Below are 24,574 nucleotides of genomic sequence, written 5' to 3' on the forward strand. Positions count from 1 at the left end.
CAGATAGGACTTTCTATCTATTTATTACCAAATATATTACAACATAAGTCCCGCAAGCTCAAGGCGTAAGTTCAGATTTTTTCACAAAATCCGTTTTGTGCCTAATTCTTTATAAAAGTAAGCAAAAACCTATGATAACCAATAAACCTTCTCTCTATATTAATCTCTTTTTAAAAGAAAAGGAACCCGCGATATGGCGGATTCCGCATAAGGTACTCAGTTTCTCACACCTATAACACATGTCTTCCTGCGCCGAGCTCGTCATCCATCGTTCTCAGCAGTTCATGTGACGTATCACATTTGTATTCCCAGAACATCAATCCCGCGAGATCCTGTTCCAGGATATATCGGCATTTGGCCGTTACTGATTCCGGATCGTCGTATGAGATGAGCGTGTTGCCATTAAACAAATAAGGTGCCTTTGCTTCATCATCCCAATACCGGATATATCCGTTAAGGTCAATATACTTCTCGCTTAACTCCGTATATTCCGGACCGTAGCCTCCGGTCGTCTCAGCCATCTGATGCAATCCGTTGTTACGGTCGGGCACACCCTTCCACATTCGGGAGTAAAATGCCGCACCAATGACGATTTTATTTCGGGGTACACCCGCCTTTAGAAACATGCGTACGGACGCATCGGTGCTAATTCGGTATAAATCACCTGTCGCCGTGTAGAGGTTGGTATGGTGTCCAGTCAGCACCTGAAAGCCTCCACGCATGTCATATGTCATCAGCTGCACATAATCAAGATACTGCTGTACCTGATCCATTTCCGTGCCGTCAATGTAGTACTGGTCAGCACCTGCTGCAATGGTAAGCATGTAATACCTATCATCTTGCTCACCTTGCTTCGTCAGAGCAGTCCTCATCGTTTTTAACAGAAGTGTAAAGTTAACTCTGTCCTCGGCAGAGGCAGCAATACCCGCCTCCCCATAGCACGGGTATTCCCAATCCAGATCAATCCCGTCCAGGCCATAGGTAATTACTGCCAGAACAGCTGATTCTGCGAGCTTCTGTCTTCCTTGCTCGGTTGCAGCTGCCTCCGAGAATCCGCCTGCACTCCAGCCTCCCACAGACAAAATCAATCTCAAATCCGGGAAAGCTTTCTTGATGATTGGAATCCGGTCCATATGCTGCAGATGGCTGGTCTGAATGATACCTTCCTGTATATGAGCAAAAGCGATATTGATATGCGTCATTCGGCTCAGCTCTGCCTCCGGTACATGATTCAAATCACGATGTCCGACGTATCCAATAATCCATTTGGGGTTCATAGGCTGCCTCCATCATGTTGGAATGGTTCACTGCGCTGTCCGGCCAGCTGCGCACTTACCTGAATGGCTTCCTTCACGGCACCAATCCGATATCCGGATGAGACATAACGAATCTGATAAGCCTCATCCAGAACAACCAGATGGGGGTATCCTGACTCTGTCGCTCCAGAGCTACGGAACACCTCGGGCAGTGAGGCAGGTGCTGCCTCGCCTAACCGGGCTTGTGACGGCAGCATCTCAAGCTGCTCCGTCTTCAAGGATTTCCCTGTACCAGCAGAGCCAGTAATTAAAACAACCGATATATTTCGTTCCACCAGCTCTTGCTTCAGATCAGCAAGTTCCTTCAGCAAGTGCATGGTCGGCTCCCGGTCAGGTTCAATCCAGGAAAGAAGTATGCCTGCGGCCGTTCCACTTACGCTATGCTCGAGTGTAGTTACGTTCTCGTCCTGCCACCGCAGTTCTGCGTGCTTATCCACCGTTCCAAGGACAGGAATTTCTTCATCGGCGCTGCGGAAGGTTACGGCAACACAAGACTCTTCCCCTTCCTTTAAATCAAAATAAGTGAATCGAGCTCTTACCGTGCCGTTTTTCAAACGTACGCCTGTCGTCATGCGATAAGCCCCCTCCTCTGCTGGCAGAGGCTCGTCAAACAGCTTTGTCTCTTTATAAGGAAAATGCAAGGTCACGTATTTCCCCTGAACAAGACGCGCAATGGAAATATTCTCATAGTAGGAAGCCTCCGGCATGTTTCCTCCTGACTCGTTTTGCACAAGACGAATACTTCCCATTCGCTGCTTCCCCTTTTCTTTATTGACAAGATCCGCGAAGATCCAGGACCCTTTCTGCCAATACTGCGGCTTGCGTTCGCTTGGATGCAAACGGGATGGAATGCCAAGGCTGCGACAGAGGGCAACAAACAGGATAGCCAGCGATTCTTCGTCCCCGGCCATGATCCGATAGGTTCCTGCCGCTGTACCCTTTCCTTTCAGATTGGGCAGATCCTCCCAATGAATGAACTTTTCCTTGAGTGCCTCAGCAAGAAGTGAAGGCTCTCTCACTATTGCGTCCCTCTCATCTGAAGCAAACGCGGCTTGGAATTGTTTCCTGTACGGCCCAAGCATTTCAAAGGCAACGCGCGGACATAACAAATAAGGAATAAACAAGGTATCCGGGATCATACCACGCAGCGGAAGCGAATAAGCTAAATGCTCATGCAGGACTCGACGGAACGTATCAATCAAATCTTTACTATTCAGCGACTCCAGCAGCAATAACGGCCATTGCCCGTGTTCAGGAGAGCTTTCCCTAAGAAACGCGGCTATTTCATGTCCATTTCCACGCGCCTTCTGCATGACGTCCCATACCCTCGCCTCCGGAAGGCTTAGCTCACGGGATAGATCGATGCTCTCCTTATGGGTTACAAAGGTCGCTTCAAATGCAGTCCGGATATCCGTCCCTTCAGACAAACGCTGCTTATGGAGTGACTCCGCTTCCCCTGTCAACGCCGGGAGTTCCTCTCCCTCCGTTTCAGGCGGAGGAACCATATCGAAATCAATCACTCCGCTCTCCTGCTCAGGTTGATTTTGCAGATCCAGCACTAGTTCCAAACGGTCTGTTTGGTCAATCGTGATCTTATGCTCTAGCCACCGTCCCTGATATACCGCCCGGACGAGCAGATCTCCATATCCCGTTTTGAAGACCACTTCTCCGTCTTCATTCGTTAATAACTCCGCAATCGGATAGAATTCGGCCATGTTATACAGCTCAAATCGCACGGCAGCACCCTCCACTGCAACTCCGGCCAGATCCTTGACCGCTACAGTCAGCTCCTTCGTTGGAGCGTAATTCTCCAGAAGATTCAGCTCGGTGTACCATTCGGTTGCCAACGTCACATCCTCTGGACCATGATAGGCGCCAAGCACTCTTGTATTCATCAGCATCGACCGACGGGCAGGAGGCGTAAACCATCCCTGATTCAGCCTGGCTTCTGGTTCACAGGCGCCGATATAATGCCAGGTTCCGTCAGCCCATGCTTCCACCCAGGCATGATTGTCATCACAATGCGCCCAGCGAGGAGTGTATACCTGACGAGCAGGGATCCCGATACTTCGCAGTGCGGTCACTGCCAGTGTTGATTCTTCCCCGCAGCGCCCCCTTGCACTCCGAATCATGGTGAGCGGCGAAACCGTCCTAAGGTCGCTGCCGGTATAGACTGCCTTTTCATGGCACCAGTAGTTGGCTTCCAGAATCGCTTCTGACATCGTGAGCGACATGATGCGATCGGCCAGTTCAGCATAGAAGATCGCTCGGCAATCCTCGATATTCTCCGTATTCACCCTGCATGGAAGCACAAAGTGAAGGAACAAATCATCCGGTACCCGTTGCCCCCACGGAACCTCCCGCCTCATCCGCAGAGTTGATCTTACGTGGCTAAGAAACAGTGCGCCCGGAACATCTGCCAGATCCTGAAGCGGACTGTATGCATACACAAACTTGAGCGCCCACTCTTCTTCTACGGACAGCGGCTCCCTAAATACCGAAAATATCTCGTCAGCCTGTGCCTGGAGAAGCTTCTTTTTGATACGGAGTTTATCTTCAATAGATTTCATTTCTTCAGGGGTAAGCGAAAACGCCGACGTTTGTACACTCATTTGGTATCCCTCTCTTCCCACAGGTTCCCGTCTTCGCGAATGATCCACCTTCCGCCCCTATCTGCAGTCGCGGCTGAAATCTGAAATAGGCTTGGAGCAGCGTAGACCTCGGGATAAACAGCCACATCAGAAGTCCAGCCGAGCAATGACAGATCTTGCGTAAACGTCCCATTCTTTTCTCTGTAATTACGCTGCAGATAATATAGCTTTCTTAGCTCCCATTTGATCCGTTCATCCTGTGGAAGCACAAAATCGTCTTGAGTATGCTCACCCGCAAACACAACATAACCCCACAGTTCGGGATAATGCATGTTCACCAGTCCCATCGGCGACCAGACCCAGTTGTCCTCAGGATATGGCTTACCGGTTCCGGGATCCATTACTTTGCGGTAATTTCCATCGATCACTTCAGTCTGCCACTCTACCCGTGAGAAATTGACTCTCCAAAATTCACCCGGCAGGGGTGCCCGCTTTTCCTTGGCGCATTCTTTAAGGCTTGTCCACGGGATCGCAACCTCAACAGACCATTTCCGGTTAATCGCTTCCGGACGATTCAGCTCGCCGTCAATATACACGGCTGTCTTCAATCCTTTCATATCCCATCTGTCCAGCGGTGGCCCTCCGTCCCGGTATGGCTTGATGAGGAGCAGGTCCCATACCGTATTTAGCGCATTGATCTCGAATTCGTAATACCCGTGGCTGTCCCCGTCAGGATCAATAAAAATTTCAAAATCATTATCATAAAAAATGACAGAATCCCGTTCCGTCAGCGTTGCCCAGATCTGATCTTCCCAAAGCTCGGCACCAAAATAAAAATATTCATCATCCCATAGCATTTTCACCCTTGTATCCTTGGCCGGAGCAGGACGAAGATCCCCTTCAATATCGACGAACTTGTCCGTCCATTCCGCCTGATCCCAAAAAGGCTTATCCAGCCTTCCGTCAAGCTCCAATTCACCTGCTGCACGTTGGCAAATGTAGTGCTTCGGCTGATACGTATCGATATGTGGTATAGGTACGCCACTTAGCATCATGTTGATCCCTCCATTCAGTTATGAGTAACGACTGCCCCGGAGCCACCATACATGTCTACCTTTTCATCGAACTCCAGCTTCACTACCGTTGTCAGTTCATGGGTGTCTTCACCCGTCAGGTGAATCCAGGTTGTACCCGGAATTTGAAACCACGGAACCCCGCCGTGAATGTCATATGTCAGTTCTTTGCCTGAATGCAGCACGGATACGTTCCTGATCTCGTTGCACAGCCCCTTCACACAAATGCTTTCCTTCGGATCGCCATGTACAAAGAGATAGAGTGTCTTTCCATCTGCCGAGAGCGTGCTTCCATCTCCATAATATCTGCTCATTATTCCGTCTCTTGTCCCGTATACGGCTTCTGCATGCGCTCTAATCCAATCGCCCAGTCCAAGCAGGATCGCTTCCTGCCTCTCATCAATTGTTCCGTCCTCTCGCGGACCAATATCGAGCAGCATGTTGCCACCCATGGAGATGCAGTCGCAGAACATGCGAACGATCTGAGACAGTGATTTGTAATGCTGATCCGTAGGGACGTACCCCCAAGAGGAATTGATCGTTGTACAAAACTCCCACGGCCCATCTGGTCTCGTAACCGGCAGCCCTTGTTCGGGCGTTTTGTAATCCCCATGTCCCTGCAGGCGTGAATTGATGATGAGATCTGGCTGCATTGATTTCAGATACTGCTTGAATTCTGGCAGGTTCCACTGCTTCTCGCTTCGTTCCCAATCCCCGTCAAACCACAGCAGGTCAACCTTGCCAAATCCGGTGAGTAATTCTTTCAATTGATGGTTGTTAAACTCCAAAAACTTCTGCCATTTGGTTTCATCCTGAATCCCATCCAAGGGATAGGAGAACGGATTGCTAGAACCGGGGTCATCCGGTACCCTCCCGCCTTCATATACACTCGGGTAATCGGGGTGGGACCAGTCGATTAACGAGTAGTAGAGTCCAAGCCGAAGCCCCTTCGCCGTGATCGCATCGGCATATTCTTTGACAATGTCACGTGCAGCCCGTGTTTTCTTTACCGTGTTCAAGTCACTGTACTGTGTATCCCACAGAGCAACTCCGTCATGATGCTTGGTTGTCAGCACAGCATACTTGGCACCCGATTTCTCGATTAGGTCCGCCCACGCCGCGGCATCAAATCTGGAGGCCGTAAATCCCTCCATTTGCTTCATGTAGTCGTCATAAGTCATGCGTCCATTGTAAAAAGACCACGACTCCGCAACACCGTCCACGGCATAGATTCCATAATGAATAAAAATCCCCAGCTTTGCATCCTCAAACCATTTCTGCATCATCATCTACACCTTTTTCTCTGCGATATTTGGAAACCGTGTGCACACGTGCGAAAAAGCTATGTCCAAACTGTTTTTTTATTGATATCATTTATAAGAAAAGAAATGGCATTTCTCCATATGGAAAGGAGGCAGCATTTCACTTGCGAATGGACTATTTCAAATCCAAACTGTTCCTGAAATACATTTGGTCCTACCTGTTCATTCTGCTAATTCCTCTCGTATTCATGACCGTATTTCTCTATGAAAACGCAGTTAAAACCCTCCGTACTGAGATTGAAAGCTCGCGTCTGGCCCAGTTATCACAAACCAACGTAACCATTGACAGCCGAATGAAAGAGCTGAGCGAGATTGCTTCCCGCATTTCTTACGATAATCGGCTCTCTTCCTATCGGGTCACCAATACCCAGACCAGCCCAGAAGCCATTCGTGCCTTGGATCAGTACAAAGCCACCAGTTCCATGATTGATGAAATCTATCTTTATTTCCACGATGATACTCGTATTTATTCCAGCAAAGGTCTGACCGATTTTGAGGTGTTTGCCGACAATCTCAGCTTCGAGAGATGGGACAAACAATCCCTGTATAACGATCTCAACGAAACGAAGCATCCTACCGTAAGACCTGCCGATGTGGTAACCAAAACTGGTGGAGTACAGGACCGCAAGCTTGCTTACCTTATTCCCATTACTCCAAACAGTCTGAACCCCCACGCCACGGTCATGGTTTTTATCAAGGAGTCTCAGATTACCAATCTGATTGATTCCATACTCGGAAACTATCAAGGCCTGACCTATGTCCTCGATGCAGAGGGTCAGGTACTAACGGCCAACCATCAGGGAGATACCCTAAGCACAGATGCATTGGCTGCCTTGTTTAAAACCATTACTCCAGGAATCCAGGAGCGGACGCTGGACGGCAAAGATCATTCCATCGTATCTGTGCAATCGGACACCAACGGTTGGACCTACATGACTGTAATGCCAAGCTCCCAGTTCTTCAGCAGTGTACTGGATGTCCGCAGTTTCATGATGATGATCATAGGTATTGTGCTGCTGGTCGGAGTCGCAATTGCTCTCGTTCTCGCCAAAATGCAATATCAGCCCATCTCAACCCTGGTCGAATTTGCCGCTTCCCGTTTCCCGGAAAAGAAACCTGATGGAGGGTCTCGAAATGGAAATGCCAATGAACTGGAACGGATTCGTTCTGCCTTGCAGAATTACAGCTCCCGCATTGATTTACAGGAACCGTATGCTCGGAACCAGTACTTGTCGACCTTAATTAAGTCTGGAAATCCTGATCCATTGTCTTCTGAACTGGTGCAGCTGTTCGACCTGAAACTGAACAAGGATTATTTGTTTGTCATGGTCATTGGCTGGAATGATTCCAAGCATGCCGATATGGAACTCCGCCGCCGTATTGCAAGCAGTCTTGCACAGATTGAATTGCCTGATCTGCAGGCAACCGGTTATGGCGTTGAGCTGCCTCAGCTGGACCGTTTCGGTTTAATCATGAGTTTTGATTCCGCTGAAGGAATCGAACTGGTAACACGTATAAAACAGATCATGGAACAAGTAAGAGGCTTGCTTTTGGAAAAATTGTCCATAACCCCGTTGATTGGTGCCGGAAGTGCTTATTCGCAGCTTCATGAACTGACCCAATCTTACGTTGAAGCCTGTTCTGCTTTTGATTTGCTCGTACCAGGAGAGTATGGATCATCCGCTTTATTTGAAGAAATGTCCAAAACACCGAGCCATTCCTACTGGATTCCAAACCATATGCAGCTGAAGCTGGTTCAAAGTCTGAAACAGGGAAATATCGATATCGCTACTCAGATGATTCGCTCATCCGTGACCAGTTTGCAGTCTTCCATGCTGCCTGCACTGCTTGTGCGCTGCATCAGCTTCGATCTGCTGAACACGATCCTTAAGACAGCTTCGGAACTTGGAGAACATCAAATGCTGCAGCAGATTGCTCCCAACATGGTATTTAGCAGCTCGCTGGAAGAGCTTGAATCCGTTCTGCTCTTGCTTGCCTCCCAGTTATGCAACGAGGTGAAAAAGGATACGCAGCAGGAAGAGCAGACATTGATAGACCGCATTATTGAATATATCGATGCCCATTTTACAGATCACAATCTTAGCCTGGATACGCTTGCGTATGAATTTGAAGTTTCACCTTCCCATGTGAGCCGCTCCTTCAAAGAGAAGACCGGAATCAATTTCCTTCAGTACATTTGGCAAAAACGACTCGACAGAGTCTTTCATCAGCTGAAAACAACGGATACCCCTCTGAAAGACCTCATTCAGGAAGTCGGATATCTGGATACACCGAATTTCATCCGTAAATTCAAGAAAGAGACCGGGCTTACACCAGGACAATATCGCAAGCTTCATCGCACTACGGGTAGTGATGCAGGAACTGAATCGGCCAGCTAATAACAGGAAAGCCAACAGACGAACAATCAGGATTGCCGTCGATGTTGGCTTTTTTTCTATTATTTCATGGTGCTGCAAACGGGGATTCACATCCGATTACTCGCCTGCGGCATTCCACGTATCATACACTTCCTGATAGATTTCCTGAATTCGGTCTCCACCCATTTTCTTCATCTGTTCAACATAGCCGTCCCAGTTGGACAATGGCTCTTCCCCGGTTACAAACTTCGCTTCCATCTGCTTCACGTACGTATTAAGATCAGATAACAATGCGGAGGCTTCATCCTGCTGTTCGTTTGTCAGATACGCATTCGGAAACGGCGCTTTACCGATCGGTATCAGCTTCTCTTCGTTCTCTTTCGCAATCCACTCGTCAAATTCGGTCGTCAGACCATTCGTCAGCTCCGGTGAGTTATGCCCCGGAGTCAGCATGCCGAAGTTAGGCGTAATGGTGCCTCTGTACTCTTCCCGATCACCGCCTCCCGGAACAGGCAGCCATTCCTTTTCATACGTATCTTTGTTGGTGTATTTCCACAGCGTGCCTTCAGGACCTTGATTGAAGAGCGTTTGTCCCTCGATGGAATACAAGTAATCGATCCAGCGCATGGTGGCTTCAGGATGCTCATTTACACTTGTGATGGCAAATGTTCCGTTAGCAGAGAGTCCTGGATGCATACCGTAAACAGGCGTTCCTGCAATATCGCTTGCCACGGGTGTCATGAGCGGATTTTTCATTGCCGCGTCCGGATCACCACCTAATGTAAAGTAGGAGAAGTAGTCATTAAAAAGGGCAATTTGATTATTTTCTCCTTTGGCTTTTTTCTGCTCAGGGGTTTGCGAGAAGGTTTCGTGATCCAGCAGATCTTCCTTCCACAAACGATTCATAAATTCCAAATATCCCTTGTATCCTTCCTGCATCGGGCTGTAAAACACCTTATCTTGCTTATCTACGTAAACGACAGGGTCATATATGCCCCAGAAGCCCAGAAAATACATGCGCAGATCATCCAGCTTCACGGAGGTGAGCGGAATTTCATCGGCCTTGCCGTTGCCATTCGGATCTTCCGTCTTCACTCGCTTCAGCAGCGCGTACAATTCCTCTGTCGTTTTTGGCAGTTCTTTTACACCAAGCGCTTCCAGCATACTGCCGTTATACCACATGGGGCTGCGATACCAGACGGCGGCACTGTCGATGAATGGCAGGGCATAAATGTGTCCTTCGGGCGTTGTGAACGATTTGCGAATATCCGGATTCTCATCGAACAATTTTTTAATGTTCGGAGCATATCCCCCATCAATATAAGGTTCAAGCGGGATAAGTGAGCCTTGGGTGCCATAGGTCACCTGCTCTGCCGGTGTAAGATCGGCTCCGTACAGTACGTCAGGCAAATCACCACTTGCAAAGACAAGGTTTTTCTTGGTTGCAAAGCTGTCAATCGGAGTAAGCTGAAATTCAAACTTGATGTTGGTAAGCTTCTCTGCTTCCTGAATAACAGGCATGGTATTCCAATCAGCCACGCCTACATCCTGGGACATCATGGTCAATGTGATCGGTTCCTCCACAATAGGAAAGCCCTCTTGTTTCACCCCTGTCTCTTCCGGTGTACCCGGTTCAGCGGTTGAACCGCCATCAGGAGATGCTCCGCATGCCGCAAGCATGCTTGCAGCAAGGATCAGACTTAACAGAACCGTTGATTTCTTGTGAGCTCTCTTCATGACAACAACTCCCTTTTTGATGATTTATTTGGTATAGATCAGCCCTTGACGGAACCAATCATGACACCCTGAACGAAGTACCGCTGCAAAAACGGATAGATGATAATGACCGGAAGTGTCGATACAATAATGACTGCATAACGGACGAGTGCCGCCACTTCGGCTTTGTTATTCAGTGCCGAGGCCGATGAGCCGTCCATCATGCCGGAGCCTTGAGCTGACATTTCCTGCAGGACAAGAATCTGTCTTAACACGAGCTGAAGCGGATATTGGGCCGAATCATTCAAATAAATCATTGCTGAGAAATAACTGTTCCAGTGACCTACACCGTAGAAGAGCGCCATAACGGCTATGATCGGCATGGATAATGGCAGTACGATTTTGAAAAACAGCTTAAAATTAGAACAGCCGTCAATCTGTGCAGCCTCCTGAAGCTCACTCGGGATCGTTCCCTGGAAGAAGGTGCGGGAGACGATGATATTCCATACCGAAGCTGCGGAAGGCAAAATCAGTGCCCACATGCTGTTGATCATGCCGAGCTCCTTAATCAGCAGATAACTTGGTACCAGCCCTCCGCCGAAGAACATCGTGAACATAAAGATGCCCATAAAGAACCCCCTGCCGACCAGGTCTCTTCTGCTGAGCGCATAGGCTGCAGGAATGGTGACCGCCAGGTTCACGGCAGTACCGACAACCGTATACAGAATTGTATTTGCGTAGCCTGACCAGATTCGTTGATCCTGAAGCACACGCTCATAGCCTTCAAACGTGATATCTTTCGGAAATAGCCACATTGCACCTGAAGCAACTTCCTTCGGATTGCTGATGGAGGCGCTAATCATATATACCAGCGGGTACGCTACAAGAAGGAAAGCAATCGTAACGTAGATATAATTCAAGGTTAGAAAAATTTTGTCTTGTCTCGTTTCCTGAATACCGGTTAACATTCAGCCTCCTCCTTTACCACAGACTGTTTTCGCTCGTCTTGCGTACGATTTGATTGACGGTAACGAGCAAAAACGCATTAATGACAGAGTTAAACAAGCCGACAGCAGTAGAGAAGCTGTACTGGGCATTTTCCAGACCTGAACGGTATACGAAAGTGGATATGACATCGGAAGATTCCATGTTCAGCGGGTTCTGCATCAGGAGGATCTTCTCAAACCCGACCCCCAGCAGGCTCCCCATGTTCAGAATGAGCAGGATGGTCATGGTTGGTACCAACACGGGAATGTTAATGTGCCGGATACGCTGCAGTCGGTTTGCCCCGTCTATAATTGCTGCTTCATGCATGCCAGGATCCACTCCAGACAACGCAGCAAGGTAAATGATCGTTCCCCAGCCCGCACTTTGCCATACGCCGGAGAGTACGTATACCGTCTTAAACCATGCAGGGCTTGTCAGGAATGAGGGTGCATCTATACCCATCCATTCCACGAAACGGATCAGGATTCCCGTTGATGGAGAGAGGAAAGCAATCACCATCCCGACCATTACGACAACCGAGATAAAATGAGGCGCATACGTAACGGTTTGGACCAGCTTTTTGAAACGTTTATGCTTCAGTTCATTAAACGCCAGAGCCAGAATGATCGGAATCGGAAACCCGACAGCCAGCTCATACAAACTGATCGCCAGTGTGTTCCACATCAAATCCCAGAAATAATAGGATTCAAAGAACCTTATAAAATGATCAAAACCTACCCAAGGACTCCCAAATACTCCGCGTACCGGATTGTAATTTTTGAACGCAATCTGGATGCCATACATGGGTCCGTAGTGAAAGATGAGAAAATACAGAAATGCGGGTGCAATAAACAAATACAGTTGCCAGTTTCTCCAGACCTTTTGCCATCGCTTTCTACTGATGTTCGGCTTGTATAATGTCTGCTGCCGATTGGCCGTTTTTACTTCCTGCACACAGGATCGCCTCCTTCTGTCGCTTCTCATGTTCGGGTCATACGCTGCAGGAAAAACGTTAGAACATTCATGATGCATGTTAGTTTTGTTCGCGCAGCTGTAATTTAACAATAGGGGATCACGTGTTTTTTCGTAAATATGTCATTTTGTCAGACTCCATAAACATTGATATAACAAGGTTTTTTAACATTTCTCCTCCATTTTAACAATTCAAAAGTGTGTTGTTTTCGACCAAAAGAAAGCGATTACAATTGCAAAAGTGGAAAATTACCAATTGAAAATTTCGTGTGTACACAATTTATTTTACATCACGTTTACTTTTTTTCGCTGAATTCAATCTTTATATGTTATATTAATTAACACTCAAATAACATACACGTACCTTCAACTAGTGTTTCTATTATTTTTTCATGGTCGGTATTTACCTACTGTTCATATGTACCACGTTCTTGCAGCCCTGGATGGAAGCATGATCCCCAAAAGAAAAAGTCGCCATGAAGGCGACCTTTGATCAATATGTTTTATTATTCCGCGCTTATGTCCAGTTCCATCAAATCACTAACGTTGAAGACTATATATTTTAAATTCCGTAAAAGCTTGTTTTATCCATCGTTTTGCTGGCATACTCTGTCTTGATTTCGTTACGGTAAGACCTTTCGATCTTGCGCACGTAGGACAGCCGCTTCACATTCTTCATTGTATCTTCAGCTCGCTCTGCATTAACATACATGACGACATAATGCATACGGCGGGAAATGTAATGAACGGTACCATACTTTTCGAGATTGCGGGCTGCTTTTAGATCACTAACCCAAATAATAAATCCTGTCCTTTCCGCAAACATCATTCTCCCCGCCCTTCTTATAATGGAGACCGGACGCTTCGAGGAGAAGGTCCGGTCTATAAGGATTTTAATTCATTCGGAATTCGTTAACCACAGCTGCACTTGCCGCCACTTCCACAGCCGCCACCTTTGGGGTTCGGGTCATTGCTCGGAACCTTAATTGTGGTAGAGACTGCATAAGCAATGGTTTCAGACATCTGGTGAAGCATTTCATCGAGTGCTCTCTCTGCCTGCTTAAAGCGAGCTACTGCCTCAATTTGTTCCAGCTCCTGTTCCAGAGCCTTCACCTGGTCTTTTGCAGCATGATAATCCGGGTGGAAGTGTCCAAAACGCTGTGTTTCTTCAAACAGTTCCTTTTTGGCTTCCAGCTTGCGTATTCCCGCTTGAACCTCCGGATTGCTCTCAACTTGCTGCTTCCAATATAAATAATCCGATACTTCGGCAGATTGGTTAATCATGTCGCCCAGTTCATATGCGCCCGTCAACACTTGGGCCATATCGACCGTGTTCAATTCCGCTACGCTCATGAAATTCATCCTATCTATATATAAAGTTCTACGTAAGGTAGACTACTTTATCATAGCATATCCCCCGGTAGTTAAGAAGAGTTTTTCCTGCAAATAGAAAATAGGGGAACATAAGCTCTTCCTGCTTCAGATCAGCTCCGGAACGATTAATCTGATCTTGTCCCAATCCATGGGAGAAATTGTGCACCGTTCTATTGCCCTCTCGTCTGCCCCAGGTACAATCCAGCCTGTTAGTGTCCAATCGTCTTGGCCTTGAATTTGATCCGGGATAATGTATACCTCGGACTGTTCCTTCCTCAGTCCCAGCTTGGTCTGCCATTCTATCGCTTTTGCCGTAATCTGACGTGTCGTGGATATATGATATCGCCGCCAATCGTTATGCCATATGTCGGGAATGGAGCCGAATTCGGGTAAATCATCCGACTGCTCTGCTATCGGCTGTCCGTGTGTATACGAAGATGCCTTATCCGGTTCCTTTTGAATCAAGCCCTCCCTGCCATGCACATAAAAGCTTTCTCGTAGACCGCTAAGCCCAACCCTTGGCTCATGCTTGTAAATCTCAGTACTCTTATCCTCCCTTGACCCCTTACTGCATAGGAAATCGGTCGGCTGTATACTTTGTATTTTCTCTGCATTTCCTCCACGCTGTGCCTTTAATCGCTCCCACTCATTCCCCCACTGTTGTATCGCGTGATACACATGCTCGGGGACTCCCGTGGCAGCATAACGGCGCAGAAATTCCACCACCTTGTCAGACGTAAACCCCCGATGAGAGGCATTGACAATTTGTTCTTTGGTCACACGGTAGATGCTCATGCGATCACAGCTCAGCAGTTCGGCGCAATTTTCTATTTTCCAGCGGACCTGCGGGACTACCTCTGCCGGGACCATAATTTCGAAGTCAGGCTGCACAAAGAAAACATTCTTAGCGCTGTCCAGTTCCTGCTGTACTTTGAAGGACAACAATTCCTCAGGCTCAACCAACCAGCGAAAAAACAAATCACCCGAAGCATTTACACCACTCTCTCCGTACCCCCACCCAGCCAGTGCGTTTAGCCAGCTCTGAACATATTCAGGAAGCCCGGTATTACTGCCGCTGCCTTTGAAATACGGAATCAGATCCGAAATATTGAACCAGGTCTCCTGTCCTTTACCGAGCAAGACCAGGCGATAGCGAAAATGTTGTTCTGCAGGACTGTTTACACCATATCGTTCCATGCACACCTTGAATATCTCGCGATGCATGCACGACCACGGCTGCTCTAACCAGTGACCCAGAGTCTCGTCATGTACCCTTATTTTCTCTTGATCCTTATGGAGAAGCCCCAGAGCATACAGCATGTCCAGCATAATGGCAACATGAACGGGGTAAATATCCGGATGTTCGTAGTCTAGATTCAATGCAGCAAAATCATCAGGACATAAATGAGTCAAAGCGCTCAACCGCTGCAGCATTCTCTTGTGTATCGTACCTTTATTCGTCAATGTGAGGCCTTCTCTTGCGATCCAGGCCAATATATGAATGATTTCGGCAGCGATATCAGCCCTTGCTTCACGAATAACGTGAATTTGACCACCACTAACCATCTGGGTTCCAGATTCCTTCTGATCCTGTTCATGTATTAAAAATGAATGTTTACCGACTCTATTTGCGTAGGCTACGGTTAATGCAGGAATATAACGCAGCGGAATGTAGTATAGGTTCTCTCCCCAAGTTTTGCGAACCGCTTCAATCCACCCTTTTTGTCTCAGGCGCATAAAACCTAACCTGGCTTCCGCCCCGCTCAATCCTTCTTCCGCAGACTCAGCGGTGGTCATCATCACGGAAAAGGGTTGACACGCATGTTTGTGAAAAAGAGCACCAAGTACCGAATGTTCTGTGGCTGACAGTTTCATTATTTCATCGATATCCACTGCTTCATGTCCATGCATTACTATGCTCCCGCCTTTCCTTTTCCCACGCTAACACTTAATGGTGACTTAAGTATGTTCATGTATTATGGAGTATTCATATCCCTGCTCGACCAAAAACATCTGACGGCGCAATGCAAACTCCTGTTCCTTACTATCCTCTGATACCAGCGCATAGAAATATGCTCTATTGTCACCAGGCTTAGGCCTCAATATCCTGCCCAGTCGCTGAGCCTCTTCCTGCCTGGAACCATAACTTCCCGATATCTCAAGCGCAACAGCAGCGTCAGGAAGATCAACAGCAAAATTTGCCACCTTGGAAACTACAATGGTTTTAATTTCGCCCCGACGAAAGGATTCGAACCACTTTACCCTTTCGTGTTGTGACATCGTACCCGAGATCAGCGGAGCGTCAATTTCCCGGGCAATGGTTTCGAGCTGGTCCAGATACTGACCGATCACAAGTGCAGGCAAACCATCATGTTGACGTAGCAATCGTCTGATCACTTGTAGCTTAGCGGGATTTTCCGCCGCAAGACGAAACTGATGTTTTCCTTCTGCCTCCAGATAGGTCGTTTTCAGATCCGTTGAAAAAGGAACCCGTATCTCCTGACACTGCACATTGGCAATCCACCCTTGCCGCTCGAGGTCTTTCCATGGCATATCATAGAGTTTAGGACCAATTAGGGAGAATACATCCTGTTCACATCCATCTTCCCTCACCAAGGTTGCCGTCAATCCCAGTCTTCGCGTAGCTTGAATATCTGCAGTTGCCCGAAAGACAGGAGCAGGTAACAAATGCACCTCATCATAAATGATGAGTCCCCATTCCCGCTCACTCAGCAATTTGATGTGAGTAAAATCGGAATCTTTGGATTTTCGATGTGTAAGAATCTGATACGTTGCCACCGTGACAGGCCGAACCTGTTTTTTCTGACCGGAGTACTCCCCGATTTGATCCGAAGTAAGGGTAGTTTTATCCTGTAATTCCTGAATCCACTGCCGCACAGAGGTCGTATTGGAAGTCAGGATGAGGCATTCACATTGAAGACGTTCAAGCACAGCCATGCCAATGACTGTTTTTCCAGCTCCACAAGGCAGCACGAGCAGCCCGCTCCCTCCCATGCCCTCACTTCCCTCAAATGCGTCTACAGCTTCTTTCTGATAAGAACGCAGTTCAAAGGCTTTCTGATCCACATCGGTTTCATGATGTATATTCTTATCATTCTTCCAACCAAACGAAAGACGTGTTCCGGGGCGATATCCTGCATAATCAAGTACAGGGTAGCCCAGACGTGTCAACTCTTGCTTGAGTAAGCCCCGCTGTTCTCCGCGAACGACAAGCTCATCCCGGGCAACACGCTCCATTCGAAAGGCCGCAATGGTTTTGAGCCCGCTCAATTCATCAAGCAGTTGTTCACTGTCTCCAACCAGACGCAGGTGCTGGTGATCCTGCTCCCAATGCAGCTTCAATTTCCCGTATTGTTCTACGATTCTCCGAATATCCTGCACAAGTGCCGCGGGTACATTCCAGCGAGAAACGGACTCGAGACTGCTAACGACTTGTTCCGCACTCCAACCGAGTGCTGCAGCATTCCACAGGGATAATGATGTCATGCGATAGGTATGGAATCCCTCCGGCGTCTTTACAAGTTCGGCAAATACGCTTAGTCGTGTCCGTGCCTGCTCGAATCCCGGATGACCCACTTCCAGTAAAATCGTAAAATCCCGTTGAACAATACAGGCATCCGTCTTCTCCATGTCTACTCCTCCGATCCGGTACCGATGACGTTGTGCTCCAAAATAGATGTTCATGACAAAAAGTTCAGTTCCGGCACACCCAGAAATGAACCTTTACAGCCAATACCTACCCGGTAAATTTGCATAAAAAAGAGCACCCTACTTCTATGAGTAGGATGCCCAACTATACCCAAAACATTCTATTTGCCACCCATATAATCGGTAGCCATGGCAATAAAGAGCTTAACCGCATGCTGCATGGCATCTTCATCAAAATCAAACTTAGGATGATGATGCGGATAAATGGCACCTTTGTCCGGATTCCCTGCCCCGACAAACATGAAGCAGCCTGGAACCTGCTGCAAATAATAAGCGAAATCTTCTGCTGGCATCAGCATCGGAGACGTGTGCACTTGTTCATCTCCGAACACCTGAACGGCTTTGCGGAAGAAGCGGTCCGTTTCTTGTTTGTCATTGACTACAGGCGGATAACCCATGATGTAGTTCACTTCCGTCTGTGCCCCGTATACACCGCCTGTCTGGGAAACGATGCGATGTACACGTTCCTTCATTTCGGCTCTCGTTTCTTCATCAAACGTTCGGACGGTTCCACTCATTTTGCAGGACTCGGCAATGACATTCTGGGCAGATCCCGCCTGCATTGTACCAATCGTCAGCACCGCAGGTCGCAGCGGATCCACGGAACGGCTGACCACCGTCTGCAGCTGCATGACAAGTGCAGAACCTGCAACCAGACTGTCCACGGTCGACTGCGGCATACCACCATGGCCGCCCTTTCCTTTGATCTCAATGTAAAAGTCGTCAGCAGCTGCCATCAGTGGTCCTTCCTTGCTGGCTGCCACTCCTACCGGAAGAGGCGTCCACAAATGGATGCCATAGATCACATCCACACCTTCAAGCGCACCATCCGCAATGACTTTCACAGCCCCGCCAGGAAGCAGTTCTTCCGCAGGCTGGAACAAAAAGCGAATCTCTCCTTGGATATCAGCCTTTTGCTTGCTGAAATACAATGCCGTTCCAAGTAAAATGGAAACATGACCGTCATGACCGCAGGCATGCATTGCTCCTGCCTTCTGTGAAGCATACTCTACATCCTTCTCATCCTGGATTGGCAGTGCATCCATATCAGCCCGAAGCATGACGACAGGACCGGGCTTGTCCCCCCGAATCGTACCAATTACACCATGACCACCTACATGACGTTTCACTTCAACGCCAAAGCTCTCCAGCATATCCGCTACAAAAGAAGATGTCTTTTCCTCATGAAAGGAAACCTCGGGATTGCGATGAAGATGACGCCGCCATTCCACCATATGGATTTGCAGATCGTCCCACCATATATTATTTGTCATTTTCTCCCCATCCTTTCGATCTTGAACGGAACTTTCATCAAGTCCGAACCATCCTCTTCAAACCTATTGCTGTATATTGTAGCAGAATTGGAAGAAAACCGATACGAAACGCCTTGGGAAAGCTTGCACGGGAAGGGGAAACATACTATCATGAACTAGAGAAATGCACGAGAATTATACTCGGAAGCTATGAGGAGGATCAGACGCTTATGATTTTTGAGAATACAGGCTTGGATGGCTTGAAAAGCGACTTGGCATACCTGGATGAGAGCGCCGAGAAAGTCGGATTTGTCCGGTGGCAATGGGAGTATTACCGTGCTACATATGACTACAAAATTGAAGATGACAACACCAACTCAGAATACTTTGTACGTATTAACACCCGTGTAGTGGATGGCAAACTTGAAAAACCTGATACCGTGCTCTCTGTCGAGGCTGTTTACCTTGGCAAAGCAACCTTTCCGCACGGTCTCGATTATGACTCTACCGTTCCGCAGCCAGTCGTGAAGCTGGCAGCCCAAAAATTGCAGCAGCTCAAAGAACTGCTGGAAGCATAGGCTGGGCCAAATCATGAAACAACAATCGGCCCAAACGAAAACGAAGAGAGGCACGCCAGATTTCCAACTGCTAATCCTCACTTTATTGTTAGTGGGCTTTGGACTGCTGATGGTATTCAGCTCCAGTTCCAGTATTGCAATTGCAAACAGTAGCTTTAACAATGATCCCCTATACTTCACGAAAAAACAACTTATGTGGGCGGTTATCGGTTTAGTTGGTATGTTCTTTGCCATGAACATTCGTTTTAATAAATACAAGAAGCTTTATGCACCTTTTTTCCTATTCACCACGGTATTGCTGGTGCTCGTACTTGTTACAGGCGCAATGTTGAACGGTGCACGAAGCTGGATCCGCATCTTTGGCTTTAGTCTTCAGCCTGCGGAGTTCGCCAAGATTGCCATAATACTATACCTTTCTGCACTCATCACCAAAAAAGGCGAACGCTTCAGGGACCTCAAGACAGGTTATATTCCGGTCTTAGTGATTGTCGGATTCATTGCAGGATTGATCATGCTGCAGCCGGACTTCGGTACCTGCTTCATTCTGGTTTCCACCTGTGGCCTCGTCATCTATGCAGGCGGAGCAAGCATGAAGCATATTATGGGTTCGATCCTGCTAGTTGTACTGGGAGGGGCACTCGCACTCGGCGCGAATGCCCTCTTCTCCTCCATGTCTCCTTCAGACGCTGTTGACAGTACTACTGCAGCCTCTGCCGAACAGAATTACAAGATCGGGCGTATTCAGGCATTCCTTGATCCGTTATCGGACACTAGTGGTGGAAGTCTCAACCTTTTCCGCTCCCTTGTGGCCATCGGTGATGGCGGCATGACCGGTTCAGGTATTGGACAAGGTACGATGAAGCTTCATTATCTGCCGAACGCGTATAATGACTTCATTTTCTCCGTAATTGGGGAAGAGCTTGGTTTCCTGGGGAGTACGCTATTTCTTTTGGTTTATCTGTACTTTATCTGGCGAGGCATTATTGTCTCGTTGCGTTGTCCTGACCCGTTCGGAACGCTGGTGGGTATCGGAATCATGGGATTGATCGCCATTCAGGCGTTCATTAACATTGGAGGTGTGACCCAGACCATACCGGTGACGGGGGTTACCCTTCCGTTTATCAGTTATGGAGGTACGTCACTCTTTGTGATGATGGTGGCCATGGGTATTCTGCTCAGTATTTCGCGTACGAACAACCAGGACGTCATTAAGGAAGAGAGAACCAAATCCGTAACGGTACAAACGCAAACACGTACATCTCCCGCTCTTCGTTCACGGGATTCCAAATCCATTCGGCGCATTCGTTAACGGTGTACCGGAATAAAAAAAAAGACTTCGCATCCTAGGGATGTGAAGTCTTTTTTGGGTTAACTGGAGCTCAGAGAACATCATCTACGATCATCTGCTCTCCAGTTAAATTGGAGGTTAGTACCTTACAAGTCGTCGCCTTTGAAGGATACGCCTTCTACCTTCACGTTCACTTCGACAACGCGCAATCCGGTCATGGTCTCTACCGCTTCTCTCACATTCTGCTGAAGCATACGGGATACTTCATGAATCGGTGTCTCGTACAGGACGATGATGCGCAGGTCAATGGCTGCTTCCAGTTGGCCGACCTCAACGCCTACGCCTTTCTGTACGTTTTTACCGCTGAGACGTTTGGCCCAGCCCTCTGACAATCCTCCAGACATTGCGGCAATCCCCGGTGTCTCCATCGCAGCCATTCCGGCAATTTTCGCCACCACGTCATCGGCAATCCGGATGTTACCGCCTTCTAGTTGAAGTTGTTCTGCCATGCCACATCCTCCTTCACTTCGTTACTCGTATTTTAAATCCTTTCCACCCCAAAAAGCAAATTAAACTCGAAAACATGCGTTTACAACCTACCACCATTTGGTTATATTGAAATATGAAAATAATCTCATAAGACTTTCATTGTCATTTTAAAACAAAATAATTTTAACCGAGGTGTTTGTTGTGAGAAACCGGATTTCATCCATTTTGCTGATTGTCACCTTTGCATTCAGCGCCATTGCCCACTATCTGCATTGGAATCCGATCCTGCAGTTTGTGATTTCAGCCATTTCGGTTATTTTTGTGGCCGGTTTTTTAGGGAAAGCTACCGAAAATGTTGCTCACTATGCCGGACAGCGGCTTGGCGGATTCTTGAATGCTACGTTCGGTAACGCTGCCGAATTGATCATTGCCATTTTCCTCGTCAAAGAGGGCTTATTCGACATGGTAAAAGCAAGTCTGACCGGTTCCATTATCGGAAACCTGCTGCTGGTGCTGGGGTTAAGTATCTTTGCCGGAGGACTCAAGTTCAAAATTCAAAATTACAACGTCTCTCTTGCGGGACTAAACGGCTCCCTGATGATCGTGGCGATCATTGCCCTGTTCATTCCGGCTGTTTTTCTCAACACCCATTCCATTACTCAAGAGGACACAGATACGCTCAGCCTAATTGTCGCAGGGCTGTTGATCATTGCCTACATCGCTTGGCTCTTATTCTCGATGGTAACGCACAAGAACTATCTCGCGGATGTCACTGTCGATGAAGACGAGGAATTGCCGCATGAACATGCGCCGGCTTGGTCCAAGAAAAAATCAATTCTATACCTGGTTATCGCCACAGTTATGGTAGCCTTTGTCAGTGAATGGCTCGTGGGTACTCTCGAGGTATTTACCGAAGAATTTGGTCTTAGTGAACTGTTCGTTGGTGCATTTTTGGTTGCGATTATCGGTAATGCGGCCGAACACAGTGCAGCCATTATGCTCGCCATGAAAAACAAGATCGGTGCCGCTGTAGAGATTGCGGTCGGCAGCAGCTTGCAAATCGCACTTTTTGTTGCACCTGTGCTTATTTTTGTGAGTTACTTTACGGGCACAACCATGGATATCGTCTTCACAACGATTGAGCTTCTTGCCATTGGGGTAGCCGTATTTATCGCGAAGTCGATTACCCAGGATGGTTCAACGAACTGGTATGAGGGATTGCTCCTGCTGGTTGTGTACATCATACTGGGGGTATCCTTCTTCCTGGTGTAACCTCATAAGCTTATTAGATGCTGACATAATTAGCGGATAACAAAAACAGTCCGGAAACTCGTTTCCGGACTGTTTTATTGATGTTCGGCTTACAGAGCCCTCTATCGTTGTCGCACGTTAAAACACACACAAAAAAAGCATGCAAAATGCCTGCATGCCTTCTATTCTGACCCGCACAATAGCAGGCTATTGCTCATTCTTTTTGTTCAAAGCTTCATATAGAATTGCCAGATTCCGCTCAAGCGCGCTTACCAGCTGCTTACCAGCACCTTCAGGAAGAAGCCCAGCCCGAACAGCAAAATCGACTTCCTTGGAGAACCCATACATCTGTGTATCCAATACTTCCTCATAGAGAGGGCAGTAGCGGGTAGCCAGATTCTCCATCTGTACTTCAATAAGCTTCTGTATTTTATCTGCATCTTCTTGAAGAAGACTGATCGCTTTCATGTTCAGCTGGTCCTGCAGATCAGATGAAGTCATGCATTTTTCCCCCCTATGTCCCAAAAATCGCGTAAAGACGTTCTACCTCTAATATTAGACGAAATCAGGAGCTAATACAAGAACCTGACCAAAATAACCACTCAAAACGAAGGCTTGGACAGCACGTATTTTAACTCCTCAGCAACGGACTCAAAGAAGAACCTGTTCATTTGTGTATACGAAAAAGCACCCCCGCCAAGACAGGCGGAGATGCTTCCTGGAATGATTACTCGGATGCGATGCTTACATTCAGGCCATGTTTAGCAAATACTTCTGACATGGCTGCTTTTGCTTCGTCTGCATCTGGTCCATGAACGTGAAGTTCATAGCTGTGTGTGCTGATCAGCGTGGTAAACAAACCGAGAATACTTTTCACATCAATATACTTGTTCTCCGAATGAAGCACGATTGAAGAAGTAAACTTGCCTGCTGTTTGAGCAATTTCCACTACAGCCGCGTTATTACTCGACATAGGAATCCCTCCGTCTTTTCACATTTGGTATCATCTATTAATTACCACTACATGATACCGTGAATCCGCTTTCCTAGCAACAGCAAAATCCCGCGGTTACTTCAATTGGTCTGGATTCAGGCATTCCAGCTCTGGAATCACAAAGATGCCGTCTTTGCGAATCAGCACATCGTCAAAGTAAATTTCGCCGCCGCCGTAGTCTGGGCGCTGAATCAGCACAAGATCCCAGTGAATGGAGGAACGATTTCCGTTGTCCGTTTCTTCGTATGCCTGCCCAGGAGTAAAGTGCAGACTGCCTGCAATTTTCTCATCAAACAGAATATCCTTCATTGGATGCAGAATATGCGGATTGAAGCCAATTGCAAATTCACCAATATGACGTGCACCGTCATCGGAATTCAGAATCTCATTCAGGCGTTCTGTATCGTTGCTTGTCGCTTCAACAATCTTGCCATCCTTGAAGGTGAACTTGATGTTTTCAAACGTTACCCCGTTGTACAGGGTCGCTGCATTATAACTGATTGTTCCGTTTACAGAATCACGCACTGGCGCACTGTATACTTCGCCATCAGGAATATTTTTTTGACCAGAGCATTTCACTGCACCGATATCTTTGATGGAGAAGCTTAGATCTGTTCCTGGTCCTGTAATACGAACTTTGTCCGTACGATTCATCAGGTTAGCCAGGGAATCCTGCGCTTTGTCCATTTTGGCATAATCCAGGTTGCACACATCGAAATAGAAATCTTCGAATGCTTCTGTGCTGGTATTCGCAAGCTGCGCCATGCTGGCATTCGGGTAACGAAGTACAACCCATTTCGTATGTTTAACCCGCTGCTCGCTATGTACCGGATGGGAATACAGGGAGTTATACATTTTCATTTTTTCTTCCGGCACGTCGGACAGGTCGTTCACATTTTCGCCTGCACGGATACCAATGTAGCAATCCATTTGTTTCATGCGGTTCAGGTCAATCTCTGCCCAGGTTTTCATCATCTCTTCTGTAGCATTTTTCAACATCGCACGTTGAACCGTCTTGTCGGTCAGCTGTACAAAAACATTGCCGCCTTTTTTACCTACTTCTTCAATAATAGCGTTGATCAGATCACGTTCCGATCCAATCATCTCAACCAGCACATTCTCGCCAGGCTGTACATCTACAGAGTAGCCAACCAGGTTAGCTGCAAGTTTCTGAATTCGTGGGTCCTTCATCTCGTAAATCCTCCTGTCATCTGCCATTCAAAAAATTGAACAACGGTAAATTACGATACTATTGTAGCACGC

At 47.5% G+C, this 24,574-nt stretch carries 20 protein-coding genes; 4 read left to right on the forward strand and 16 right to left on the reverse strand.

Annotated features, from left to right (window positions below):
- Positions 1 to 230: 230 nt before the first annotated feature.
- The 4 genes from MHB82_RS20915 to MHB82_RS20930 are packed head-to-tail and all read right to left on the reverse strand — an operon-like array spanning position 231 to position 6,263.
- Positions 231 to 1,277 carry a glycoside hydrolase family 18 protein gene (locus MHB82_RS20915; protein ID WP_341175738.1) on the reverse strand — a complete coding sequence of 349 codons (1,047 nt, stop codon included), beginning with the start codon at positions 1,275 to 1,277 and terminating at the stop codon, positions 231 to 233.
- On the reverse strand, positions 1,274 to 3,928 hold the full coding sequence (locus MHB82_RS20920; protein ID WP_341175739.1) for a transglutaminase domain-containing protein: 2,655 nt from the start codon (positions 3,926 to 3,928) through the stop codon (positions 1,274 to 1,276). The genes MHB82_RS20915 and MHB82_RS20920 overlap by 4 nt, the downstream gene beginning before the upstream one ends.
- Entirely contained in the window at positions 3,925 to 4,962 is a 1,038-nt protein-coding gene (locus MHB82_RS20925) for a carbohydrate-binding family 9-like protein (protein ID WP_341175740.1), read from the reverse strand. Before MHB82_RS20925 ends, MHB82_RS20920 begins: the two co-directional genes overlap by 4 nt.
- Before the next feature lie 14 nt (positions 4,963 to 4,976).
- Complete coding sequence (locus MHB82_RS20930) at positions 4,977 to 6,263, reverse strand: alpha-L-fucosidase (RefSeq protein WP_341175741.1); 1,287 nt, start codon at positions 6,261 to 6,263, stop codon at positions 4,977 to 4,979.
- 149 nt (positions 6,264 to 6,412) lie between these two features.
- Here MHB82_RS20930 and MHB82_RS20935 point away from each other — a divergent pair, with 149 nt between their 5' ends.
- Positions 6,413 to 8,701, forward strand: coding sequence for a helix-turn-helix domain-containing protein (locus MHB82_RS20935; protein ID WP_341176675.1), 2,289 nt, complete (start codon positions 6,413 to 6,415; stop codon positions 8,699 to 8,701).
- A gap of 96 nt (positions 8,702 to 8,797) precedes the next feature.
- On the opposite strand, the gene MHB82_RS20940 is transcribed toward MHB82_RS20935, so the two are convergent.
- The 8 genes from MHB82_RS20940 to MHB82_RS20975 form a co-directional block, all read right to left on the reverse strand.
- Complete coding sequence (locus tag MHB82_RS20940; protein ID WP_341175742.1) at positions 8,798 to 10,417, reverse strand: extracellular solute-binding protein; 1,620 nt, start codon at positions 10,415 to 10,417, stop codon at positions 8,798 to 8,800.
- Positions 10,418 to 10,455: 38 nt separating this feature from the next.
- The gene (locus MHB82_RS20945) at positions 10,456 to 11,364 is read right to left on the reverse strand and encodes a carbohydrate ABC transporter permease (RefSeq protein ID WP_341175743.1); all 909 of its coding nucleotides are present in this window, start codon (positions 11,362 to 11,364) and stop codon (positions 10,456 to 10,458) included.
- Between the two features lie 13 nt (positions 11,365 to 11,377).
- Positions 11,378 to 12,367 (reverse strand): ABC transporter permease, encoded by a 990-nt coding sequence (locus MHB82_RS20950; protein ID WP_445671237.1) that lies wholly within the window; start codon positions 12,365 to 12,367, stop codon positions 11,378 to 11,380.
- A gap of 550 nt (positions 12,368 to 12,917) precedes the next feature.
- Complete coding sequence (locus MHB82_RS20955) at positions 12,918 to 13,181, reverse strand: YlbG family protein (RefSeq protein WP_095290540.1); 264 nt, start codon at positions 13,179 to 13,181, stop codon at positions 12,918 to 12,920.
- An 86-nt stretch (positions 13,182 to 13,267) separates the two neighbouring features.
- Complete coding sequence (locus tag MHB82_RS20960) at positions 13,268 to 13,708, reverse strand: YlbF family regulator (RefSeq protein ID WP_095290237.1); 441 nt, start codon at positions 13,706 to 13,708, stop codon at positions 13,268 to 13,270.
- 126 nt (positions 13,709 to 13,834) lie between these two features.
- Positions 13,835 to 15,640, reverse strand: coding sequence for a helicase-associated domain-containing protein (locus MHB82_RS20965; protein ID WP_341175745.1), 1,806 nt, complete (start codon positions 15,638 to 15,640; stop codon positions 13,835 to 13,837).
- Positions 15,641 to 15,688: 48 nt separating this feature from the next.
- Positions 15,689 to 17,380 carry a DNA repair helicase XPB gene (locus tag MHB82_RS20970; RefSeq protein ID WP_341176676.1) on the reverse strand — a complete coding sequence of 564 codons (1,692 nt, stop codon included), beginning with the start codon at positions 17,378 to 17,380 and terminating at the stop codon, positions 15,689 to 15,691.
- 179 nt (positions 17,381 to 17,559) lie between these two features.
- Complete coding sequence (locus MHB82_RS20975; RefSeq protein ID WP_341175746.1) at positions 17,560 to 18,732, reverse strand: M20 metallopeptidase family protein; 1,173 nt, start codon at positions 18,730 to 18,732, stop codon at positions 17,560 to 17,562.
- A 209-nt stretch (positions 18,733 to 18,941) separates the two neighbouring features.
- On the opposite strand from MHB82_RS20975, the gene MHB82_RS20980 reads away from it, so the two are divergent.
- Positions 18,942 to 19,289: a YugN family protein gene (locus MHB82_RS20980; protein ID WP_095359371.1), complete on the forward strand. Its 348-nt coding sequence runs from the start codon at positions 18,942 to 18,944 to the stop codon at positions 19,287 to 19,289.
- 13 nt (positions 19,290 to 19,302) lie between these two features.
- Positions 19,303 to 20,598, forward strand: a complete 1,296-nt coding sequence (ftsW, locus tag MHB82_RS20985) for a putative lipid II flippase FtsW (protein WP_110759251.1) — start codon at positions 19,303 to 19,305, stop codon at positions 20,596 to 20,598.
- A gap of 125 nt (positions 20,599 to 20,723) precedes the next feature.
- Here the strand turns inward: ftsW and MHB82_RS20990 are convergent, their stop codons facing one another.
- Positions 20,724 to 21,086 (reverse strand): Asp23/Gls24 family envelope stress response protein, encoded by a 363-nt coding sequence (locus tag MHB82_RS20990; RefSeq protein ID WP_095290227.1) that lies wholly within the window; start codon positions 21,084 to 21,086, stop codon positions 20,724 to 20,726.
- 181 nt (positions 21,087 to 21,267) lie between these two features.
- Between MHB82_RS20990 and cax the strand changes: the two genes are divergently transcribed.
- The gene (gene cax, locus MHB82_RS20995; RefSeq protein WP_341175747.1) at positions 21,268 to 22,338 is read left to right on the forward strand and encodes a calcium/proton exchanger; all 1,071 of its coding nucleotides are present in this window, start codon (positions 21,268 to 21,270) and stop codon (positions 22,336 to 22,338) included.
- A gap of 186 nt (positions 22,339 to 22,524) precedes the next feature.
- Here cax and MHB82_RS21000 read toward each other — a convergent pair whose 3' ends face one another.
- The 3 genes from MHB82_RS21000 to MHB82_RS21010 all read right to left on the reverse strand — a co-directional run bounded on the left by MHB82_RS21000 (position 22,525) and on the right by MHB82_RS21010 (position 24,502).
- Positions 22,525 to 22,818 (reverse strand): YlaN family protein, encoded by a 294-nt coding sequence (locus MHB82_RS21000; RefSeq protein WP_095290224.1) that lies wholly within the window; start codon positions 22,816 to 22,818, stop codon positions 22,525 to 22,527.
- A 226-nt stretch (positions 22,819 to 23,044) separates the two neighbouring features.
- Entirely contained in the window at positions 23,045 to 23,290 is a 246-nt protein-coding gene (locus tag MHB82_RS21005; protein ID WP_095290222.1) for an HPr family phosphocarrier protein, read from the reverse strand.
- A gap of 96 nt (positions 23,291 to 23,386) precedes the next feature.
- Complete coding sequence (locus tag MHB82_RS21010) at positions 23,387 to 24,502, reverse strand: aminopeptidase (RefSeq protein WP_095359374.1); 1,116 nt, start codon at positions 24,500 to 24,502, stop codon at positions 23,387 to 23,389.
- Between the last annotated feature and the right edge of the window lie 72 nt (positions 24,503 to 24,574).

This window comes from Paenibacillus sp. FSL K6-2862 (genome assembly GCF_038005125.1).
Classification (GTDB): domain Bacteria; phylum Bacillota; class Bacilli; order Paenibacillales; family Paenibacillaceae; genus Paenibacillus; species Paenibacillus illinoisensis_A.

Excerpts from the sequence above, each read along its gene's own strand:
- MHB82_RS20915 (WP_341175738.1), bottom strand. The coding sequence starts at position 1,277 with ATGAACCCCAAATGGATTATTGGATACGTCGGACATCGTGATTTGAAT.
- MHB82_RS20920 (WP_341175739.1), bottom strand. The coding sequence starts at position 3,928 with ATGAGTGTACAAACGTCGGCGTTTTCGCTTACCCCTGAAGAAATGAAA.
- MHB82_RS20925 (WP_341175740.1), bottom strand. The coding sequence starts at position 4,962 with ATGATGCTAAGTGGCGTACCTATACCACATATCGATACGTATCAGCCG.
- MHB82_RS20930 (WP_341175741.1), bottom strand. The coding sequence starts at position 6,263 with ATGCAGAAATGGTTTGAGGATGCAAAGCTGGGGATTTTTATTCATTAT.
- MHB82_RS20935 (WP_341176675.1), top strand. The coding sequence starts at position 6,413 with ATGGACTATTTCAAATCCAAACTGTTCCTGAAATACATTTGGTCCTAC.
- MHB82_RS20940 (WP_341175742.1), bottom strand. The coding sequence starts at position 10,417 with ATGAAGAGAGCTCACAAGAAATCAACGGTTCTGTTAAGTCTGATCCTT.
- MHB82_RS20945 (WP_341175743.1), bottom strand. The coding sequence starts at position 11,364 with ATGTTAACCGGTATTCAGGAAACGAGACAAGACAAAATTTTTCTAACC.
- MHB82_RS20950 (WP_445671237.1), bottom strand. The coding sequence starts at position 12,367 with ATGAGAAGCGACAGAAGGAGGCGATCCTGTGTGCAGGAAGTAAAAACG.
- MHB82_RS20955 (WP_095290540.1), bottom strand. The coding sequence starts at position 13,181 with ATGTTTGCGGAAAGGACAGGATTTATTATTTGGGTTAGTGATCTAAAA.
- MHB82_RS20960 (WP_095290237.1), bottom strand. The coding sequence starts at position 13,708 with ATGAGCGTAGCGGAATTGAACACGGTCGATATGGCCCAAGTGTTGACG.
- MHB82_RS20965 (WP_341175745.1), bottom strand. The coding sequence starts at position 15,640 with ATGCATGGACATGAAGCAGTGGATATCGATGAAATAATGAAACTGTCA.
- MHB82_RS20970 (WP_341176676.1), bottom strand. The coding sequence starts at position 17,380 with ATGGAGAAGACGGATGCCTGTATTGTTCAACGGGATTTTACGATTTTA.
- MHB82_RS20975 (WP_341175746.1), bottom strand. The coding sequence starts at position 18,732 with ATGACAAATAATATATGGTGGGACGATCTGCAAATCCATATGGTGGAA.
- MHB82_RS20980 (WP_095359371.1), top strand. The coding sequence starts at position 18,942 with ATGATTTTTGAGAATACAGGCTTGGATGGCTTGAAAAGCGACTTGGCA.
- ftsW (WP_110759251.1), top strand. The coding sequence starts at position 19,303 with ATGAAACAACAATCGGCCCAAACGAAAACGAAGAGAGGCACGCCAGAT.
- MHB82_RS20990 (WP_095290227.1), bottom strand. The coding sequence starts at position 21,086 with ATGGCAGAACAACTTCAACTAGAAGGCGGTAACATCCGGATTGCCGAT.
- MHB82_RS21000 (WP_095290224.1), bottom strand. The coding sequence starts at position 22,818 with ATGACTTCATCTGATCTGCAGGACCAGCTGAACATGAAAGCGATCAGT.
- MHB82_RS21005 (WP_095290222.1), bottom strand. The coding sequence starts at position 23,290 with ATGTCGAGTAATAACGCGGCTGTAGTGGAAATTGCTCAAACAGCAGGC.
- MHB82_RS21010 (WP_095359374.1), bottom strand. The coding sequence starts at position 24,502 with ATGAAGGACCCACGAATTCAGAAACTTGCAGCTAACCTGGTTGGCTAC.